The 16,541-nt window shown below is 38.8% G+C and carries 12 protein-coding genes; all 12 read right to left on the bottom strand.

Annotation, left to right across the window (positions count from 1 at the left end; genetic code table 11):
* Positions 1-15 precede the first annotated feature (15 nt).
* On the bottom strand, positions 16-570 hold the full coding sequence (rfbC, locus tag RMY27_RS09225; protein WP_322662447.1) for a dTDP-4-dehydrorhamnose 3,5-epimerase: 555 nt from the start codon (positions 568-570) through the stop codon (positions 16-18).
* A gap of 41 nt (positions 571-611) precedes the next feature.
* Positions 612-1,265, bottom strand: coding sequence for a PIG-L deacetylase family protein (locus RMY27_RS09220; protein ID WP_322662445.1), 654 nt, complete (start codon positions 1,263-1,265; stop codon positions 612-614).
* Complete coding sequence (locus RMY27_RS09215) at positions 1,262-2,059, bottom strand: sugar phosphate nucleotidyltransferase (protein WP_322662443.1); 798 nt, start codon at positions 2,057-2,059, stop codon at positions 1,262-1,264. Before RMY27_RS09215 ends, RMY27_RS09220 begins: the two co-directional genes overlap by 4 nt.
* Before the next feature lie 50 nt (positions 2,060-2,109).
* Positions 2,110-3,375, bottom strand: a complete 1,266-nt coding sequence (locus tag RMY27_RS09210; RefSeq protein WP_322662441.1) for a class I SAM-dependent methyltransferase — start codon at positions 3,373-3,375, stop codon at positions 2,110-2,112.
* Between the two features lie 17 nt (positions 3,376-3,392).
* A complete protein-coding gene (locus RMY27_RS09205) occupies positions 3,393-4,421 on the bottom strand; it encodes an SDR family oxidoreductase (RefSeq protein WP_322662439.1) in 1,029 nt (342 codons plus the stop codon).
* Between the two features lie 3 nt (positions 4,422-4,424).
* Positions 4,425-6,983 carry a glycosyltransferase gene (locus RMY27_RS09200; protein WP_322662437.1) on the bottom strand — a complete coding sequence of 853 codons (2,559 nt, stop codon included), beginning with the start codon at positions 6,981-6,983 and terminating at the stop codon, positions 4,425-4,427.
* Between the two features lie 48 nt (positions 6,984-7,031).
* Positions 7,032-9,032 (bottom strand): tetratricopeptide repeat protein, encoded by a 2,001-nt coding sequence (locus RMY27_RS09195; protein WP_322662435.1) that lies wholly within the window; start codon positions 9,030-9,032, stop codon positions 7,032-7,034.
* 526 nt (positions 9,033-9,558) lie between these two features.
* Positions 9,559-10,839, bottom strand: a complete 1,281-nt coding sequence (locus tag RMY27_RS09190; protein ID WP_322662433.1) for a calcium-binding protein — start codon at positions 10,837-10,839, stop codon at positions 9,559-9,561.
* A 108-nt stretch (positions 10,840-10,947) separates the two neighbouring features.
* Positions 10,948-11,118: a hypothetical protein gene (locus RMY27_RS09185; RefSeq protein ID WP_322662432.1), complete on the bottom strand. Its 171-nt coding sequence runs from the start codon at positions 11,116-11,118 to the stop codon at positions 10,948-10,950.
* Positions 11,119-11,124: 6 nt separating this feature from the next.
* The gene (locus RMY27_RS09180; protein WP_322662431.1) at positions 11,125-12,387 is read right to left on the bottom strand and encodes a nif11-class peptide radical SAM maturase 3; all 1,263 of its coding nucleotides are present in this window, start codon (positions 12,385-12,387) and stop codon (positions 11,125-11,127) included.
* A gap of 67 nt (positions 12,388-12,454) precedes the next feature.
* Complete coding sequence (locus tag RMY27_RS09175) at positions 12,455-12,919, bottom strand: Nif11-like leader peptide family RiPP precursor (protein WP_322662430.1); 465 nt, start codon at positions 12,917-12,919, stop codon at positions 12,455-12,457.
* Positions 12,920-12,992: 73 nt separating this feature from the next.
* A complete protein-coding gene (locus RMY27_RS09170) occupies positions 12,993-16,085 on the bottom strand; it encodes a tetratricopeptide repeat protein (RefSeq protein ID WP_322662429.1) in 3,093 nt (1,030 codons plus the stop codon).
* Positions 16,086-16,541 lie beyond the last annotated feature (456 nt).

Below are 16,541 nucleotides of genomic sequence, written 5' to 3'. Positions count from 1 at the left end.
AATCCTTTTAAAAGCCTAAGTCATAGGCGTTACAATTTTGGTCGATTCAAATAAACTCCAAGCCCTATCTTTTTCCGAAATTTCAGTCACAGGTAGAGGCCATTCAATGCCAAAGGCTGGATCGTCGTAGCGATAGCCAGTAGCATATTCTGGTGCATATAAGTCACCCATTTGATAAGCCACTTCGGTTTCGTCAGCAAGGGTTTGGAACCCATGAGCACACCTATCTGGGATATAGAGAGCAAGGCGATTTTCAGCCGTCAACTCTATACCAATATGAGATAAATAGCTAGGAGAATCTGGACGCAAATCGATAATTACATCATAAATCGCTCCCCTGATACAACGCACCAATTTTGTTTCCTGAGAAGGAGGCATCTGATAGTGCATACCCCGCAACGTTCCTTTTTTATAGTTAAAAGATAAATTGCATTGGGCAATAGTCGGTTTTAAACCACGATTTTGAAATTCCTGAACGCAAAAAGTCCGAGTAAAAAAGCCGCGAATATCTTGATGCAACTCTAAATCAACAATAAATGCTTCTTTTATTTTAGTTTCAGTAAAGATCATAAATGTTACAAATTATGAGAAAAAATTAAAATTCTAATCTTTTAGAAAAACATTTTTCGACAATAAAAGGCTTCCGCATATTTCCCCGGTGAGTTTGATTCAATCCCGCGAATTCTGAGAATGGAACGAAAAGTCTCTTCTGTAAACCACTGCTTATTACTCTGGGTAGGGAACGCATCCAAAATATATTGAATTTTTCGGCGGCAGAGTGTTTCATTTAAATGAACAAAAAAATTAGGAATACCCAAATCACCATCATATTTGGGTATTTCATATTCCAAAATTAAATGATTTCTAAATGTATTCCAAGTTAACTCAGAAATTAAGCGGTGATCTTGGTGGCGATCGTCTCGGTGATGAGTAAAGATTATATCTGGTGAAAATTCTTGCTTTAACTGCTCAAAACATTCCTTCACCTCTATTCCCTGAAAAGGTAGAAAGCCATCTCGAAAATTTTTAATGATAATTTTCTTGACCGGAATTTCTTTTAAAAAGAGATTAGCACTTGTGGTTGCTTCCTCTGCTCTTTGCTCATTGGAACTAAAGACAACCCAATAGATAACAACATCTTGGTAATTCTCTATCAGCTTTAAGATTGTGCCTCCACAACCTATCTCAATATCATCACAATGAGAACCTAGACAAAGAATTTTGTACTCAGATTCTTCTGTTTTATTCAAACTAAGTTGGATCATACATGGTCGACTTGTACTTGTTCATCTCCCCAAACTTCCCAAGGTCTTTGGCCTTGAGCATACATATCATCCAACTGTTGTTTTTCTTTAAACGTATCCATTACTCCGAAAAAGCCAGTGTATTTATATGCAAAAAGTTCTTCTCTAGCAATCAATCTTTGAAAAGGCTCCATGACCAGTTCTTCACCATAATTTATATAGTTAAAAATCTCTTTTTTAAAGATAAAATACCCTCCATTAATCCAAATATCACATTGCTTTACATCTTGGATATTTTTTACCAAACCATCCTCTTGCATGTCAACTAAGTGAAAAGTTTGGCTTGGTCTGACACATAAAAAACTACCAATTTTATCACGTTGATAAAAATTATTGATATACGTTGGTAAATGTAAATCTGTCAAACCATCACTATAATTAGCTAAAAATACTTCTTCTCCTTCTAGATACTTTTCTACTGCTTTGAATCTTTGACCAATGTTGGCAGTTAACCCTGTATCTACAAATGTAATATTCCAGTCTTGGATATCTCGATTAAACAACTGAATTTGGCTACCGTTAGAAAGGCTAAAGTTATTAGAAAGCCATTCATTGTAATTCAAAAAATAGCTTTTAATTAGGTCAGACTTGTAACCAAGGCATAAAATAAAATCTTTGTGTCCATAGTGAGCATAGTATTTCATTACATGCCATAATATTGGTCGATAACCAATATTCACCATTGGCTTAGGAATACTTTCTGAGTATTCTCTCATTCTGGCTCCTAAACCACCGCAAAATAAAACTACTTTCATGTCACTTACCCCTTTTTAACGATTTTTTGACAATCAAAAATACTAAATACTTAAGAGTAGACATTAACTTCAGGAATTGGTACAACAAATTGGCCTCCCCAATCCCGAATGTAAGCCATTTGTATCATAATTTCATTTTTCAGATTCCAGGGTAATATTAGTATATAGTCAGGTTTTGTTTCGGCAATTTTGTCTGGATGAAAAATTGGAATATGAGTTCCTGGTAAAAATTGACCCTGTTTATAAGGGTTACGGTCTACTGTATAGTCAAGAAAATCTGTGCGGATACCGCAATAGTTTAAGAGAGTATTTCCCTTACCTGGTGCACCGTAACCAACAATCGATTTTCCTTCTCGCTTAACTTTGATCAAAAAATCTAATAAGTTGCGTTTAGTTTCTTTAACTTGTTCTCCAAAAGAAAAATAGTATTCTAATTGCGTAAAACCAGCTGCTTCTTCTCTATTTTTCAGTTCTGATACTTGCTGAGTAACGGGTTTAGAAGAGTCTTCACTGTGGCGCGCATAAATTCTCAAAGAACCACCATGAGTAGTTAATTCTTCTACATCAAAAACTGTCAACCCGTGAGCAGCAAAAATCTTGTCTACGGTAAGAAAGGAAAAATAAGAGAAATGCTCATGGTAAATAGTATCAAACTGATTTTCCTCAATTAACCGCATCAAGTGGGGAAATTCCATAGTAATTACACCATGCGGTTTGAGGATAATTTTCATTCCCTTGACAAAATCATTCAGATATGGGGTGTGAGCAAGGACATTATTCCCTAGTAATAAATCTGCCTGTTTACCCTTAGCAACCTGTTCTTGCGCTGTTTTCTGTCCAAAAAATTTGACAATTGTAGGAATACCTTTTTGAATTGCTACCTCAGCAACATTTGCTGCTGGCTCTATTCCCAGCGCCGGGATGCTTTTGGCAACGAAGTATTGCAGCAAGTAGCCATCATTACTAGCAATTTCTATTACCTGACTTTCCTGGTTTAATTGGAAACGTTCTACTACCAAATCAACATATTTCTTGGCGTGTTGCAACCAGCTATCAGAGTAGGAAGAGAAATAAGCGTAGTCGCTAAAAATATTTTCTGGGCTAATGTATTCTTGGAGTTGAACTAAAAAACATTCTTCACAAACATAGACATGTAGAGGATAAAATGGCTCTACTTCATTGAGTTGTTTCAGACTGCGATAACTTTCGCAGGGAGGAGACATACCTAAATCTACAAAGGTATGCTGTAACCCTGTTCCACAAAATAGACAGTTACCAGTTATTAGTTGATTATTTGTTGATTTTAGTGAATTCATAACTTTATATAAAATTTTTAAACAGTCTGCCAGAAGAAATCTTGATTTATTTGTTGAGTGCGTATGAGGTATTCCAATTGTTTCAGGCGAGTAAAACCTCTCGACTCAAATGTTCCTCTATCCATATCAATTTGCTGGAAGACATTATATAGTTGTTGGGCACCGCGCTGGGCATCCCATTCACATTTGAATCCTGGTAAATTTTGGTTAATTTTATTAAATAAAACCCGATAGCTGCGGTTGTCAGGATCGTGTTTACCAAAGCTCAATTGACAATCTGTAAAAACATCTGCAACTATTTGAGCAATTTGTTTGACTTGATAGTTGCTATTTGTATCACCGACATTGAAAATTTGGTTGTGAATTACATCAAGCGGAGCTTCTAAGGTGCAGATAATTGCTTTGCAAATATCTAATAGATGTACTAGGGGACGCCAAGGTGTACCGTCGCTGTTCATCTTGATTTCTTTAATTGTCCATGCCCAACCTGCTAGATTGTTTAAGACAATATCAAAGCGCATTCTTGGAGAGGCGCCATAGGCTGTGGCATTTCGGAGAAAGGTGGGAGAAAAGCGATCATCAGCAAGGAGTTTCACATCCTGTTCGACAAGTGCTTTGCATTTGGCATAAGCTGTTTGGGGATTGATGGTAGACTCTTCGGTAACGTAGTCTTCAGTGGCAAAACCATAGACACTGCATGATGAAGTATAGACAAAGCGTTGGATTCCAGCTGCTTTCGCCAGTTTCGCTATATGTACTGAGCCTTTATGGTTGATATCGTAGGTGATATCAGGGGCTAACTGACCTAAAGGGTCGTTAGAGAGTTCTGCCATGTGAACTACTGCTTCCACACCTTGCAGGTCTTCTGTTGTAATGTGGCGGATATCTTTGTTGAGGGTTTTGGCAGTTACCTTGGTGCCGTTATATAGCCAACCTACTTTATAAAAGCCAGTATCTAAACCAATAACTTCATGACCTTGTTGGACCAAGAGGGGAGCTAATAATGAGCCGATATAACCTTCAGTTCCAGTTACAAGTATTTTCATATCCTATGGCGCGATCGCAATTTGTGAGGGTTTTAATTCAGTAGGAATATTGTCTTGAGTATTATTATTTACAGCTACTGGTAGGAACTTAGCAATGATTTCTTCTTGTAGGGGAGCAGCTTCATCTTGAGTCAACCAAACGAATAACTTTGCTACTGCTTGCGGGGAACTGTCAAGTTTGAGAATTTCTTGGAGCATACGCAAAGCTCCTATAACATTACCACTGTTCAGAGGAATCGCTGCACGTGTCAAACAATAATTGAAATTATGAGTACGAGCTTGGCTTGTAATATCTGTGCGATGTTCAGCAGGAAGATAACTCTCAGAAATTTCTATACACTGACGGATGGATGTCGCTAAAATACCGGATGATAAGTCATCACCTGTCTGTCTGTGGGAATGTATACGATAACGAGCCAAACTTTCTGGTTCATACCACCAATCATAAGAAACAGTAATGCGTTTATAAAGTTCCCATTCAGGAGTGCAAACTAACTTTGGATAATAACCTCCTATTTGTTCATGAGTCAGGCGACGAATGACAACCGCAGGCATTTGTAACGGACATGTGACACCAATCTGCTGCAAAAAATTCCCACAGATACCTTTCTGGTTTCCAAACCAGGAAATCACTTCCCCTTTTTCAATTACTGTTCCTTTTTCATTGAAATATTCAAAATTTGCAAAAGCGGCTCCTACGGAATCTGGACACCCCTGAAGACTTTGCTGGAGTCGGTCATAAAAACCTGGAACCACACTATCATCATCATGCAGGATATGAATCCACTGACCGCGACTGAGGGAAATGCCTGCATTTTGATTTGGCAATACTCCAATATTTTGCTGATTGCGGTAGTAGCGGATTATTCCTCCCCCAATACTATTTACTAGATCGAACAACGGTGTTGTACTGGCATTATCCATTACTAGAATTTCCATCTGTTCTGGCCCAGTCCATTGCACCAAGACGCTAGCCAGACATTCAAGAAGATAATCGGTGCGGTTATATACCGGAATCACCACAGTCCAAAATGGTCGAGGTTTCTCTGGGTCTGTTACAGGTGGAATCATGGGAAACTGATAGTTGCCAACAGTAACCTCACCTTCAGGAATGGGGGGAGTAACGAGCATTTCTGGAGTGATGGCAGCATTCTGGTAAGCAGACACTGCTTTGGCATAGTGAGGATTGAGTAAAGTTAATGCCTGACGATACACAGAAATCGCCTCTGCTCTCTTATTTTGAGCTTGGTAAACCTGACTAAAACGGATGTAGATTTCCCAGTTTAAAGGATTGAGTTTTAGGGCTTGGCTATAGGAGGCGATCGCTTCTTCCCACTGACCGACTTCTTGCAGGATGTTACTTAAGCTATAATATGCATTTAGCAAATTTGGGTCAAGAGCGATCGCTTGACGATAGTAATTAATTGCTTCTTTGGAATTCCCTGCGATCGTGCGAGAAAGTCCCAATTTGTGATTTAAATCTGCGTAGTGCGCTTGTTGAGCTTTTGATAGTTTACCTTGCGCATTGAGGGCGTTGCCTAAGTTGATTTCTGCTTCAGCGCAGTTAGGCTGAAGTTCTAAAGCTTTTTGATAGCAAGTAACTGCTTCGTCAAACTTACCTTGTTGTTCCAAGGTATAACCCAAGTTATTATATGTTGCTACTAGCTTTGACTCTAGAGATATAACATCAGGCAGAGAAGCGAAATCAAAATACAAGAGAAACTTTTGGTAAGGAATATTTTGAAAATCTTTATTTTCTTGTTTAAATTTTTGAGATAATAAAACTAATTCTTTATCTCTATTTTTTATCTCAATATTGTTCAGTTTTTCTAAAAGTTCGCCATCTAATTCTCTACCGCCATTTCTCGAAAATGCGTTCTTTTTTAACCAATGTGTGTGCCAGAAAATAAAACCTAAATAATAAGGTGTAATTCCTTTAAATTGAATCGCTTCACAGAATGGAATTTTTGCATTTTTATCGAAAATATTTTGCTGTGAAACTGTCCAATATGCCACATCTCCATCGCCAGAAGCAGGACATTTTAAATTTGTGTAGTAGTTGGGATCGTCTGGACGTTGATATAAATTTACTCCTGAAAAAAATAAGGCTGTATTTTGCAGATGATTTTGCTTCAAATAATTATAAATAATTTTTAAGCGTTCAGGAATACCTACGCAATCCCCGTCGATATAAACGCAAATTTTATACTGCGTTTGGCTGAGACCAAAATTAGAATAAAAAACGAAAGAATGAATGTTGTTTACATCCAACTCAACTTGTTCTTTTGTACAAAATGAATAGACGTGGGGTAAGTAATGAAAAGCCCGTATTTTCTGAGGATATTTTTGTGCAAAGGTCTCTATTATTTGGGGAGTGTTGTCCGTACACTGATGAAATACAATTACCAATTCATCTATATAATCAATCCAAGATTCTATCGTTGCTGCCAAAAATTCCTCTTCATTACGAACTCGCATCAAACCGCTGATCCCATCTTTTCGATTTTGTGGCTCAAAAGATAAAGTATTTATGGTAGGATGCTCAACCTGACTAATTGACATAGTTTTTAGTCCAAAACTAGAAAATTTTGCTTTTTCCTAAACAAGTTTTTATAAAGGAAGTGAGATAAATCTTGAGGCAATTTCATCACGCAGAGGAGCTGCTTCTTCTTGTGTTAACCACCGGAATAAGTTTGCGACTGCTTCAGGGCTACGATCTATTTTTAAAGCCTCTTCTAACCCTTGCCAAACTCCAGCTAGATTACCAGCCTGTAGGGGAATTATGGCTGATTCTAGACAATAAAGAAAATAATGACTCCGGGATTGGGCAGTAATCTGTGCCGAGTATTCAGTGGGAAAATAACTCTTGGAAATTTCAATTGCACGGCGGATGGATATCATCTGTTTCCCAGAGAGTAACAGTTCGCTGGTGACATTGTTAGCGTGTTGGCGGTAACGAGCTAAAATTTCTGGTTCATACCACCAATCGTAAACAGAGGCAATGCGTTTATAAACTTCCCAATCGCTTGTATAGGTCAGTTCAGGATGATATACGCCCAATTGTTCGTGCGCTTCTCGACGAATCACTACCGCAGGCATATTCAATAAGTTACTAACTCCAATAATTTGCAGCCAATTTTGGGCAATTCCTCGCTGCTCTCCATAGACTTGTTGGCTGAAAATTACTTCCCCTTTCTCGTTAATATTTTCATAACCTGTAAAAGCGGCTCCTACAGAATCTGAACACCCTTCTAGACTTTCTTGTAGGCGGCAATAAAAACCTGGGAGAATATAATCATCGTCGTGCAGTAAATGAATCCAATGACCGCGAGTGAGAGCAACTCCGGCATTCCAATTTCCTGGCAGACCGAGATTTTGTGGATTGCGATAGTAGTTGATTATTCCTTGTCCAATACTATTCACCACTTCAAATACTGGCGTTGTACTAGCATCGTCCATGACGATGATTTCCATCTGCGCTTCTCCTTGCCATTGGGTCAATACACTGACAAGGCATTCGAGTAGATAATCTATGCGGTTATATACAGTTACCACCACACTCCAAAAAGGACGCTTACCTGTATTTGCTACGGTTGGAATAGTCGGAAAGCTGTATTGCCCTACAATCACCTCCCCTTGGGGAATTGAGGGTGTGACTGGCACTTGTTGAGAAGTTTTAGCATCCTCACTAACAGCTAATGCTTTGGCATAGTGGGGATTAATTAACTTTAACCCTTGTCGATAAACAAAAACTGCTTTCTGATATTGATTGAGTTGTTGGTAAATTTTGCCTAAATTGAGGTATATTTGTCCATCGCTGGGATTAAGTTCCAAGAGTTTTTCATAGGATGCGATCGCCTCTTCTAATTCCCCTTGTTCTTGCAGCGCCAAAGCCAAGTTATAATGAGCTTCTAATAAATTTGGCTGTAGTGCGATCGCTTGCTTGTAACAAGTAATAGCATTTTTCAAATCCCCTGCTTTTTTGCGGGCTACACCCAATTTATTATTTAATTGTGCATAGTAGATTTGTTGATTGCTGGAAAGCTTACTTTGAGCGTGTAACGCATTGCCCAAATTAGTCTCTGCTTCTATAAAATCTGGCTTTAACTCTAGAGCTTTTTGATAATAGTTAATTGCTTCTTCAAATAATCCTTGTTGTTGCAGAGTATAGCCCAAATTGTTGTAAATTGGTAGCGAATTAGGTAATAAAACTAAAGCTTGCCGATAAGCTTTCTCTGCTTGGGAAAACTGTTCTTGAACTAAATATAAATTACCTAAACTGAACCAAGTTTTAACAGAATTTGGTTGAACTTGTGAAGCCGCACTTAGCCACTGTTCAGCAGTTTGGAGTTGCCCCATCTGCTGCGCCAACATCCCTAAACCATATAAAGCTTCAGGGTTATTAGGTTGTTTTTCCAGAACTTGACTATATAGCTGTTCCGCCTCCAATAAACTATTCTCTCGTTGCTGTTGAACTGCTAGTTCGAGGATTTCAGCTACTTCTGTTTGGTCTAGAGATTCAGCTTCATTATTGTCACCTGACTGATGCTTTTGTACCGCAATTTGAATAAGAGATTTAGCTTTAGATTCTGAAATATTTGTAGTATTCATAACTATGTAGTATCTATAACTATAACTATATTTAGGTTGATATTAGATTGTTATAGATTAGTATAGCTTCAGAAGATAGATGATAACTATCAATAAATATTTTACTTATTTTTACCTGTTAAGAAAGCAAAACTATATTTAATAAGATAAAAAAGAAGTTTTGTCAACAGTATGGGCGAGAAATAAGCCTTAAGTTAGTAATCAAAAATTACCAAATCAAGTAATTTCAGTGCGTACACCATAGGGGTTGCTGTTGGCAAAACCTCTCCCAGAAAAGGTATTGACATTTTATTGTGGAATCAGATTTTTTACTCGCCCGATTGCTTTGACTAAGATGCTTGTAAATCAGAGTCTGTTAGTGAATGAAACGAGCAATTAGCTTGCAATACGGTTCGGATAAGCATTTTTCACTTTCCTTATGATCTGGGGAATGGGTTTGCGGGTAAAGGGGAAAGGATGTATTCAAAACCTTTCCCCTTTTCCCTTTACCCTTTAACCGAACCGTATTGAATTAGCTTGAAGCAAATTATATTACCGAGCTGATATCACTTGCACTCACGTTTGAAAATAGTATGCTTTGCTGAGGATTATTACCGATAGACAAAGAATTACCGAGAGACAAAGAAGTACCGAGAGACAAAGAATTTAAGGTGAGAAGAGCGCCATCGCTGGTATCTGTGATGTTACCTCGACTTCCCCAGCCATCTAATACAAGCTTATCAACACCAACCTGGAAATCTTGAATGACATCCAATTCTTTTTTAAGTAAGGTATCGGTACGTTTGAAAGTAAATGTGTCATTACCTTCGCCACCAACTAAGACATCATTACCACTACCACCATAGAGTGTATCATTGCCTTTGCCGCCATAAAGTGTATCATTGCCATCACCACCATTTAGCGAATCATTACCTTGACCGGCGTCGAGGTCATCATTACCTCTGTTTCCAGATAGCTTATCATCCCCCAAGCTGGCATAAAGTTTGTCTGCCCTGGTGGTTCCCGTCAGATTATCCTTCCGAATCGTGCCATAGATAACATCTGTACCCAGGTTGCCGATTAAAGTATCTCCTGCTAATTCAACAGAAGTAGTATTAATTTTGACTATAGTTAGGTTAGTATTGCGCTTAAAATTCCGTTCATAACTCCCAACAGCACTACCATTGAGAAACTCACTACCATTGTTGCCATCAACATCGGAGCTTTTATCGCGATCGTCAATCTTAACATTGCTACTACGACCAAAGGTTAGATCCCCGATTTTATCAGAGGAGATTAATTTACCCTGGATACCAAAATAATCTAAAACTCTGGCCCTGTTAGGATTTGTAGTATCTAATACCAAAAAAGTGGTTGTAGACTGAGCCTTGTTATATTCAACGTCAGGATTTTCAATTTCTTTAGCTGCCAATTTTAAATCTGCGGAAAAATCAAAAGAGAAGCTTTCATTACGACCAACTGCAAAACTAGCAAGTACCTTTGCTTCGCTGTTAGAAGCACCTTCAAATTGACCACTTAATCCAACTACAGCAGCCTGAGTGAAAAGTGATGAAAAAGTTGGATCAAAACTTGCTTGAGCCTCAGCAATTGCAGCAGTTATGCCACCTTTAACTAATGTATCTGCCTGGGTAGCAGTTAAAATGCTTGCAGCACTTTCACTATAGTTAGAAAAAGTAGCATCCCCTTCAGCGGTAACAAAATTAGGACTAGGATCGGGCTTGGGATCGGGCCTATTATTGAGATTAGTTCTACCATTGAAAGAAAGTAACTTTTGAGGTGTCAGTCTTAGACTTACTCTTGATACCATAAAAAACCTGTGTTGATTTTGTTCGTTAACAAATTGGCTCGTAAACATTCGGAGAGTAATTCTCTCCTAATTTACGAGCTAAATCTCTCGATATCCCTAATGAACTTGTCAGCTTTTATCCAGGATTTGCTTTGCTTTTAACAGCACTTTGAAATAGCTTAATTGACTATTCCAAGCGGAACGTGGAAGTAGTGGGATTTTCTCTAATTCTTGAGATGGTGATGGCTCAAGGTCAGTTTTTTCCTCTGAAATTGTGTTAATTTCGGAATTTTCTGCCATGATTTATTATCTCACTAAAGAGTAATAAAATTCGGGTTCTTGTTGCCAACTTTCCGACCACTGAATGCTGTCAGCAGTAAAGTGTAATCGGTCGTTTGCTGGCAATAAAGTATCTGTAGACTCGACAATTAGCTCAAATTCGCCATTATCAAATGGCAATCCTTGCGCCTTTACTTTGGGAACTACACGCTCTCTCATGCCTTGTTTGGCATGAACAAGAGCGCGATGATGACAGTAAGGATTATTACCTCTTTTATTAAAGAAAACATGGGCTGTCCAACTGCAACCCCCACGACAAAGTTCAGCATATTCGCAGGTTTTACAGAAACCCCACAGGTGTTTTGTGCCTTCAGGTGTTCCTGCTCCTAGATTGAAGCGAAGTTCTTCTGCACCTTCGATAATATCATGCAAGGTATGTTCTCGAATATTACCACCTGTATAGGCAGTAGTCGGCAGTGAGGGACAACCTTTAATCGCTCCGTCAGCTTCAATTCCCAAAGTGGAAAGTCCTGCACCGCAACCTTGCCAAAATGAGAAGTCATCCTCCTTTCCCCGTCCCCGCAACAGTCGTTCATAAGGGCCGTAGTAACCAATGTTATTTCCCGCTTGAAGTTGCACACCTTCTTGATAAGCACGACGCGCTACACGAGCAAGCATGGGGTAAATATCTAACAGTTCATGGGGTTGGAGGAGGATATCTGCGTTATCGGCTGCATTCCCCATTGGTACAGTTAGCTGAACTTGCCAAGCACGGGCACCGACATCACGAATACACTCATAGATGCACGGAAACTCTGGTGCTGACAGGCGGTTAATTTGGGTGTTGCAACCAAAATAAATACCTACTTCTCGCAGATGACTCATGGTCTTAAATGCATATTTCCAAGAGCCTTTCTTTCCCCGCAGGCGGTCATGAGTTGCTTCCAAGCCATCAATAGAAACAGAGACGGTACGAATTCCCGCTTCTTTCATTTTGTGGGCAGTTTCTAAGGAAATGCCATAACCGCCTGTAGTCATACCACATAACATTCCCGCCTCGTTGATAGCTTTGGCAATTTCCAGCCAGTCTGGACGTAGAAAAGCTTCACCTCCAATGAGAGTAACTTCTTTAATTCCAACTTCTGCCATCTGCTTGACGAGATTCAAAGCTTCTTCTGGGGAAAGTTCGTTGGCGCGCTGATGTCCTGCACGGGAACCACAGTGACTACAAGCTAGATTGCACTTTAAGGTAATTTCCCAAACTGCGTAGCTTTTGCGGTGATATGTCATAGGTTAACTCTCAATCTCAACCCTCAAAATAAACTAACGCCTTCTATTTTTTCGTCGTTTTATCGGGTTATTGTACTTCTGTTGAACTAACAACTACTCCATATATCGCTTGTACAGGTGGGTCTATTGCTTGACAAGGAAGCGGCCATGGTTTTGGAAGTGGTCTAGGAATCAATTTAATTGGTTTAATTGGTGGTTTTCCAAAGTTTTCGGGAGGTGAAAGTACAACATCACGTAATTTTGGCTGAGTGATTAATGGTGGCTGAATGACTGGTTGATTAATACTTATAAGCCCGCCAAATGCTCCCACTAATTCTTCTTCACTGAGATCATCAAACTGACCTCGTTCTTTTAATTCCAAAATTTTAATGGAGGCTGTTTCAAATTCTTCTTGAGAAAAATTATAGCCACCTTCTTCCATCACTTTTATCACTTCCTCAATCTTATCACTCATCAATTGAGTGTAAAAAGCCTCGTCTTTGACTAGTCTGACCAGGAAGTCTTTAACTTTCTCGAAAATTGTTAATGACATAAATTTTACCCCCTTAAGTTTGAAAGTTGAAGTTTATATTGATGAAAATTGACGATCGCGTCAAATAATCCGTTTAGCTTGAAACTTTTAGTGAGTCCACTTGTGTAACTTTTTGTTGCTGGGTTTGGTAAATCTCTCCTAATTTGATGTTGGCTTCCTGGTGTTGGGGATTGAACTCCAAAGCTTTTTGATAGCAAGCAATTGCTTCTTCCAACTCCCCTTGTTCTTGGAGTGCCACCCCCAAGTTATAATGGGCTTCTACCAAATCAGGCTGTATTGCGATCGCAGTTCGATAGTAAACAACAGCAGTTTGCCAATCAGCTCCTTCTTGGTGGGCAAAGCCCATCTGATAATTCAATTCTGCATAATAGGCTTGTTTCTCTGGTGAAAGCTGACCTTGAGCAAACAGCGCATTCGCTAAATTGATTTCTGCTTCTATACAGTTGGGCTGAAATTCCAGAGCTTTTTGATAAGATGCGATCGCATCCTCCCACTTATCTTGTTGTTGCAAGGTATAGCCCAAATTGTTGTATATTGTCCCTGCATCTGGTCGCAACGCAATCGCTTTTCGGTAAGCGGCTTCAGCTTCTGGTAACTGTCCTTGGCCTTGCAGCAAATTGCCTAAACTAAACCAAATTTTCACCGAGTTAGGCTGAACTTGCGAAGCTGCACTCAAATGCTTCTCGGCTTCCTGCAACTCACCTTTCTGCTGTGCCAGCATCCCTAAACCGTATAATGCTTCTGAATAGTCTGGTTGTTTTTCTATCACCTGACGATATAGCTGTTCGGCTGTATCTAGGCGATTAGCTCGATGATCTTGAAGTGCAAGTTGATAGAGTTCAGCAATTTCTTCGGCGTTAAATTGTCTTGGTTTATTAACCAGTTGCAAAATAAAATCTTCCAGCGCTCTGACTGGCTTTAAATCGCCATATAATTTATGTTTATTTTCTGCAACTTGCTGAGAAATATATTGCCGATATTGAGCATCTTTCCCCAGACGGATGGCAATTTGGACGTATTCTGATTTATTTGAAGCGATCGTCTCTTCTATACCCATCATCTGCAAAATTGCCAGAGAATGCCGCGATCGCATCAGTTCTCCTGGTAAAGTCACAACCGGAATATTATGAGCAATAGATTCGAGCGTGGAGTTACATCCAGACCAACCAATACTATCTAAGAAGACATCTGCTAAAGCTGTAGTTCCAGCAAACTTCCTGTCATGGAGGAAAGACAAAAACAAACAGTGATTTTGATAATCTAATCCTAATGCTGCAAAAGCATGATTTAAGCGCTGGCGAAATCTTTCTGTTATTTCTTCACTTTTGCTTTTAATAAACACAAACTTAGAATTACTTAACTCTTTAGCAATAGAGGGGAAAACATCATCATGATTGGGCAAATATTTATATAACGACTGACAACACCAGAAGAAAATATCATCGTCTTTTAAACCTATATCTGATTTCTTAATTTCTTCGGGTGGAATTGCTAAAGGGATGTAATGAATAGATAGATTAGGTAATCTAACTAATTTTTCTGTATAATGTTCTTGAGCATTGTCTGGTTCCATTAAGTCACTGCTCAAGTAATAGTCAATTGTCGGGAGTCCACTAGTCTCAGGGTGTCCCCAAGATGTCATTTGAATTGGTGCTAATCTCAGACAACCCAGTTTGAGCGTCATTGGGTCCATCCCAAATTCTGGGAAAATCAGAATATGTAATTTATCTTTTGTGATTACCTCACACCATTGTTCAGTTGAGCGAACACCTTGGACAAATTTATCAAAAGCCTTGGTGGCACTTATTGTTGAGTAATCTGTTTTGTCTCCGGTGTAATAACCAAATAATTCAAACTCGCTTCGATCTATATTTTCTACCCAACCTTTAATCGGGATTTTCCAATTAGAATGACTAGATAAAAACCCAGAAACAATACCAATACGAACCTTTTGATTTTTATCTAAATTTGGCAGAACAAGCGGTTGGCAATCTTGGGGATACCGACTCGACATAATCTGGAAAATCATTTTCCCATAAGTTCGCTGTAAATCTCGGTCATTTAAACCTTGATATGTCAAATAAAAAGGTTGAAATGCTCCCACAGCCTCAGATGCTTTGGCCCGTTCTTCCTGATTAGTTAATTCATAATATTTAGCTAAATCTTGCAAATACTGTTGATACTGATTTCGTCTGAATGCAATTTCATCAACATTAGAATAGATAACTGGTAGTTGGCTCATACAAGCACCAAATTTAGCCAGATCATAGTTTGGTGTTAATTTGACTGCTTGCTCAAATGCCTGGATTGCTGCTTCTATTTGGTTATCATCTCTCAATGCTGTTCCCAAGTTGCTATATATGTAATCAATATCAGGTCGAATTTTAATCGCTTTTTGATAGGATTCTATGGCAGCATCAAATTTATTTTGCGCCCTGAAAATATTTCCCAAGTTGTTATAGGTGATTGCAAAATCAGGTTGAATGCTTAAAGTTTTTTCATAAGCTTCTATTGCTTCTGCAAATTTTCCTTTTTCCTGGAAAAGATACCCTAAGTTGTGATAGGCGTAATGATAGTCTGGTTTAATTTTTAGTGCTTCTTGGTAAGAATCGATGGCATCATTCAATCGCCCTTGTTTTTGGAGTACCTCTCCTAAATTAGTATGAGATGATACCAAATCTGGCTGCAATGCAATAGCTTGGCGATAATATAATTCTGCTATCTTGAAATCGCCTGCCTGTTGCCTAGCTAAAGCAAACTGCTCATTCAACTCTGCGTAGTGGATTTGTTCTTCTGGTGACAGCTTACCTTGAATGTGAAGAATATTTTTGATATTAATTTGTACTTCTATGCTGTCAGGGAGAATTAAGAGTGCTTTTTCATAACAGGCGATTGCTTCTTCTAGCTTACCCTGTTGTTGCAGAGCAAACCCCAAGCTGTTATGTATTGACCCTGCTTCAGGTTGTAATTGCAAGGCTGCTTGAAAAAATTGTTCTGCATTTTGATATTGTTCCCGTTGCTGCGCTAGCAGACCTAATCCATATAATGCCTCTGACTGCTGGGGATCTAAATCTATAATTTGACGATAAATCTCTTCGGCTTGGATGAAGCGCTTGGTTTGGTGATATTGACTTGCGAGTTGGAGAGCATCAGGAATTGTGGTCACGTCGCTTTGCTCCAAATTCAAAATTAACAATCCCCATAAATAAACTCAGGAGCTTATATCCTTTTACTTATGGACTATAATCTATACAATCTTTTTTATTTAAAATGTCTTTTGTTCCAATATCTGCAAGGAACTCAAGCTTTTGAAACTTATAACTGATATCGATTGATATCATGTCTGCTTGGTTACTTCTTAAACTGAAATTAACAGAAATTTTACTCTTCTCTACCTTTGGGGGGTCTACGAGAAGCTTAAGGCTACGGTAAAATCTTCCTCTTATGACTATTAGCCCAGAGTTTTAATTCAGGGCGGGCAAACAACACAGACTGCAAGCTGGGTTGAGGATTAAATGTGGTAAGTTGTAAAATTTTATTGCAGAAACATTTTTTTAAGGCCAAAAGATGTATTTTTGGTAAAAGCCGAAGGCTCAAATGAGCAAAGAGCCTTCGGCATTTA

It is taken from the genome of Nostoc sp. DedQUE09 (assembly GCF_034530915.1).
Classification (GTDB): domain Bacteria; phylum Cyanobacteriota; class Cyanobacteriia; order Cyanobacteriales; family Nostocaceae; genus Nostoc.
The sequence above is the reverse complement of the archived record's forward strand: the minus strand, read 5'-3'. Positions and strand labels throughout refer to the sequence as shown.

What these genes read in the sequence shown, in the direction of transcription:
- rfbC (WP_322662447.1), bottom strand. Translation starts at nt 570, where the DNA reads ATGATCTTTACTGAAACTAAAATAAAAGAAGCATTTATTGTTGATTTA.
- RMY27_RS09220 (WP_322662445.1), bottom strand. Translation starts at nt 1,265, where the DNA reads ATGATCCAACTTAGTTTGAATAAAACAGAAGAATCTGAGTACAAAATT.
- RMY27_RS09215 (WP_322662443.1), bottom strand. Translation starts at nt 2,059, where the DNA reads ATGAAAGTAGTTTTATTTTGCGGTGGTTTAGGAGCCAGAATGAGAGAA.
- RMY27_RS09210 (WP_322662441.1), bottom strand. Translation starts at nt 3,375, where the DNA reads ATGAATTCACTAAAATCAACAAATAATCAACTAATAACTGGTAACTGT.
- RMY27_RS09205 (WP_322662439.1), bottom strand. Translation starts at nt 4,421, where the DNA reads ATGAAAATACTTGTAACTGGAACTGAAGGTTATATCGGCTCATTATTA.
- RMY27_RS09200 (WP_322662437.1), bottom strand. Translation starts at nt 6,983, where the DNA reads ATGTCAATTAGTCAGGTTGAGCATCCTACCATAAATACTTTATCTTTT.
- RMY27_RS09195 (WP_322662435.1), bottom strand. Translation starts at nt 9,032, where the DNA reads ATGAATACTACAAATATTTCAGAATCTAAAGCTAAATCTCTTATTCAA.
- RMY27_RS09190 (WP_322662433.1), bottom strand. Translation starts at nt 10,839, where the DNA reads ATGGTATCAAGAGTAAGTCTAAGACTGACACCTCAAAAGTTACTTTCT.
- RMY27_RS09185 (WP_322662432.1), bottom strand. Translation starts at nt 11,118, where the DNA reads ATGGCAGAAAATTCCGAAATTAACACAATTTCAGAGGAAAAAACTGAC.
- RMY27_RS09180 (WP_322662431.1), bottom strand. Translation starts at nt 12,387, where the DNA reads ATGACATATCACCGCAAAAGCTACGCAGTTTGGGAAATTACCTTAAAG.
- RMY27_RS09175 (WP_322662430.1), bottom strand. Translation starts at nt 12,919, where the DNA reads ATGTCATTAACAATTTTCGAGAAAGTTAAAGACTTCCTGGTCAGACTA.